Annotated in this window: 6 protein-coding genes; 4 read left to right on the top strand and 2 right to left on the bottom strand. The window is 28.5% G+C overall.

The genetic code is table 11. From position 1 onward, the window contains the following. The first annotated feature begins 385 nt into the window (after positions 1-385). The 4 genes from ACIQ56_RS15865 (at position 386) to ACIQ56_RS15880 (ending at position 1,824) form a co-directional block, all read left to right on the top strand. Positions 386-610: a hypothetical protein gene (locus ACIQ56_RS15865; RefSeq protein ID WP_397602012.1), complete on the top strand. Its 225-nt coding sequence runs from the start codon at positions 386-388 to the stop codon at positions 608-610. Beyond that, a complete protein-coding gene (locus ACIQ56_RS15870; RefSeq protein ID WP_397602013.1) occupies positions 582-1,001 on the top strand; it encodes a hypothetical protein in 420 nt (139 codons plus the stop codon). The genes ACIQ56_RS15865 and ACIQ56_RS15870 overlap by 29 nt, the downstream gene beginning before the upstream one ends. Before the next feature lie 192 nt (positions 1,002-1,193). After that, positions 1,194-1,490: a nitroreductase family protein gene (locus tag ACIQ56_RS15875; RefSeq protein WP_397602014.1), complete on the top strand. Its 297-nt coding sequence runs from the start codon at positions 1,194-1,196 to the stop codon at positions 1,488-1,490. After that, on the top strand, positions 1,483-1,824 hold the full coding sequence (locus ACIQ56_RS15880) for a nitroreductase family protein (RefSeq protein ID WP_397602015.1): 342 nt from the start codon (positions 1,483-1,485) through the stop codon (positions 1,822-1,824). The genes ACIQ56_RS15875 and ACIQ56_RS15880 overlap by 8 nt, the downstream gene beginning before the upstream one ends. Positions 1,825-1,888: 64 nt before the next feature. Here the strand turns inward: ACIQ56_RS15880 and ACIQ56_RS15885 are convergent, their stop codons facing one another. Both ACIQ56_RS15885 and ACIQ56_RS15890 read right to left on the bottom strand, forming a co-directional pair. Then, entirely contained in the window at positions 1,889-2,527 is a 639-nt protein-coding gene (locus ACIQ56_RS15885; RefSeq protein ID WP_397602016.1) for an NADPH-dependent F420 reductase, read from the bottom strand. Between the two features lie 179 nt (positions 2,528-2,706). Next, complete coding sequence (locus tag ACIQ56_RS15890; RefSeq protein WP_397602017.1) at positions 2,707-3,141, bottom strand: hypothetical protein; 435 nt, start codon at positions 3,139-3,141, stop codon at positions 2,707-2,709. Positions 3,142-3,330: the final 189 nt, after the last annotated feature.

The following is a 3,330-nucleotide window of genomic DNA, read 5'->3' on the forward strand; positions in this document are numbered from 1 at the left end:
GATGAGTTGGTTCTGCCAATCCATTGGTAGCTCCTTTGTTACTTTTTTTTAAGCAACAATTAACTAACAAATTGGAGCTATTTCTTCAATCTTCACAATATCTTTCTCAACTCTTAACTGGCATTAATAATAAAAATATTTATATCAGAAAAGATTTTATTTTAGGAAAATATTGCATTTAAATTGTCAAATTTAAAGTATCTAAAATTTGTCTCAAAATTTAATTGATATAAAATTTAATATAAATAAAAATTTTTTTAAATCAATTAAAAGGTTTTATTTGACTAAAATTTATAAAGAAATATAATAATATGAACTAAAATTATTTTAATATAAAGGACTTCAAGTGAATATATAATATTTTTTCATATTTTCATTTATTTCTGTGTTTTCAATTTCTTGCAATCAACTTTACGATTTAAATGATCCTACAATTCCATTATCAGAAAACACCTTTAATACACTTGATGAACTTGTAAACTATTCTATAAAAATTGGATTTGTTCCTTCCTACACAACGAATGGTGGGGAATATGGCTTGATAAGTTTAGGTGATACAAGTGGCTGTGTTGTTATGAGAAATGGTACTATTAAATGTTGGGGGAGATAATGCAAGCGGGCAATTAGGAGATGGGACAACAACTGTTCGTTCAAGCGGAGTATCTCCAGTTACAGGTGGTACGTCATTTTCTTTTTCATGCGCTGATTTTACAAGTTGCTCTGTTTCAACTGCAAATCAATTAAAATGTTGGGGCGGCATTTTATCTGTCGCTTCTCCTACATTGGTTTCAACAAGTGCAACATTTGTATCTAGTGGTGAAGGAGGTCATATGGCTTCATTACTACATCTCAAACAGTCCAATGTTTTGGAAATAATTCAAATGGTCAATTGGGAAATGGTTCCACGGGAGAATAACTCAAGTAATGATTTCTTGGGAGTTGCTAAAAGCACTACGAATTCTACAACGGCAATAAAAATTTTAAATAGAGCCGATCCTTAATAACGAGGAAGGTGTTTTTTAATTTGAAGTAACAAATGATCTTTAGAAGTCCTAAATTATTTTGTTTTATATTGTATTTTCATTATGATAAGATTGTTTTTATAGGATTTTATGCTAGTAAATAATATTATAATTTGAAATAGAATTTATAAAAATAGTGGTATCATATTTATTCATATAAAGGAGAACTCCATGTCATCTGCATTAGAAATTTTAAAAAAACGTACTTCAGCAAACAATTTTAACAATACAAAACAAATGAGCGAATCAGATATTCGTGAACTTATTGGTTATGCTTGCGAGGCCCCGTCTTCTTTTAATATTCAACACTGGAGATTTGTTGCTGTTACTGAAAAGGATATAAAGGAAAAACTCAAAGCTGTTGCCTTTGGACAACAGAAAATATCCGATGCTGCTGTTACGTTTGTCGTATTAGGTGATCTCAAAGGTATCGATAAACTTGCCGAAGCTATTGCCCCCCATGCTTAAATCAGGATCTATTGATCAAAAATCTCATGATGGTTGGCTTGGAATGGCAACAGGAATGTATAAAGATAATCCACAATTGGTCCGAGATGAAGCCATTCGCTCGGCCTCTTTAGCGGGCATGAATCTTATGATTGCGGCTCAAGCAAAAGGATTTGTTAGCGGAGCTATGGTGGGCTTTGATCCCGAAGGAGTTAAAAAGGTTCTTGGAATTTCAGATCGTTATGTACCTGTTATGTTAATTGCTGTTGGACCAGAGGCTCCTGGCAATTGGCCTCGCAAACCAAGGTTTTCAGTTGATCAGGTTTTAAGTTTTAACAAGTTTAAGGAGTTTTAAATTTTGAGTAGATTTCATTTTTTCATTTGTAGATAGTTTGAGCTTTATTGTATTTTTTTTAAATTCATTTTCTTCTTAGAATTCCAAAAGAAAAATCTCGGCCCATTCCAAATTTATATGCAGATTGTATCCATAATAAGGCAAAAGGTTCTAATAATCGTGCACTAGATAATGGTCCTACATCTAAAGATTCAAAGCCAATATCTTCTATTAATTTTGCAACAACATTTCTATTTTTTTGATCATTACTGCAAAAAAACATAATTGTTTTTCTATTTTCCAAAATAGGATCTTCCATTATATTAAATCCAGTTGTATTAAATGATTTATAAACAAGGCATTCAGGTGCCAAATTTTGAATAATTTCAGATCCAGATGTATTGTGTCCTACTTCTAATCCACTCAAATCTTTTTTTAATGGATTTGTGCAATCAATTAAAATTTTATTTTTAAGATGACTCGAAATAGATTTTATCAAATCTTCAACAGCATTCCAGGGTGTCGCTAAATAAATGATATCGGCTTTTAATATAGAATCAATAATACTATTAATTTCTATTGAAATTCCTAATTCTTTCTTTAAATTTATATTTTTATCTGAATTTACATCTCTTACACCAAAAAATACTTTATGACCTTTTTGAAAAAGTTTTTTTGCAAGAGTTCCGCCTACATTACCTGAACCTATAAATGAAATATTCATTTTTAAAACTCTCCTTATTATACATAAAATTAATACTTTAAAAAAAAATTGAAAAATGTCTCTTCAAAATTCTATTTTTACACATACCCATAAAATTTAGTATACATTATTAATTTTACCATTCCATAATTTGGTTAAAAATTTAAAATTTCTGAGAAAGAAAATAAACTTATTTAAAGCTATATATAGAAAATAACAGTAAAAAAGGTATAAATTATTTTTTTTACTTCTTCAGGTTTATCCCAAAAAACAGCATGTCCTACATTTTTAAATAATAAGGTAATATCATCAAAATTTTCTTTCAAGTAATTTATTTGAATACCAGGATCTTCTTCTATTAGTAACTTTATTTTTTTTCTATGCTTTTCAAAACATTCTTTGGGGCTTATTACTTTTAAATTCATGACTGATTTATACCAATATTCTCTCATTTCTCCATGCCCAAGAAGATCAATGGATAGAATTCTAAAGTCACCATAAAAATTATTTATTAAATGGTGAAAAATCTCTTTGCTACAAGAAAGTCCATGAATAAATAAAAGGCAATGATTTGAATTTGAGATCGTGTTATAATAAGAAAGATTGCCAAATTTGGAATAAAATACATTCAGCATAATTAAAATCCTCATTAATAAAAAATTTTTAAGGAAGATATAAGGTAACAATTGAATAAAAATATTGCGATTACATTATCGCTGAGAAGGAATAAAATAAAAATCATTATTTGGTTTTATTTAAAAAATGATGGTATGATTGAGAAAATATTTATTTTAAAATATATGATTTTTAAAGAAAAATGGATT

The sequence above is a fragment of the Silvanigrella sp. genome, from assembly GCF_044369315.1.
GTDB lineage: Bacteria > Bdellovibrionota_B > Oligoflexia > Silvanigrellales > Silvanigrellaceae > Silvanigrella.

Excerpts from the sequence above, each read along its gene's own strand:
- ACIQ56_RS15880 (WP_397602015.1), top strand. The coding sequence starts at position 1,483 with ATGCTTAAATCAGGATCTATTGATCAAAAATCTCATGATGGTTGGCTT.
- ACIQ56_RS15875 (WP_397602014.1), top strand. The coding sequence starts at position 1,194 with ATGTCATCTGCATTAGAAATTTTAAAAAAACGTACTTCAGCAAACAAT.
- ACIQ56_RS15885 (WP_397602016.1), bottom strand. The coding sequence starts at position 2,527 with ATGAATATTTCATTTATAGGTTCAGGTAATGTAGGCGGAACTCTTGCA.
- ACIQ56_RS15870 (WP_397602013.1), top strand. The coding sequence starts at position 582 with ATGGTACTATTAAATGTTGGGGGAGATAATGCAAGCGGGCAATTAGGA.
- ACIQ56_RS15890 (WP_397602017.1), bottom strand. The coding sequence starts at position 3,141 with ATGCTGAATGTATTTTATTCCAAATTTGGCAATCTTTCTTATTATAAC.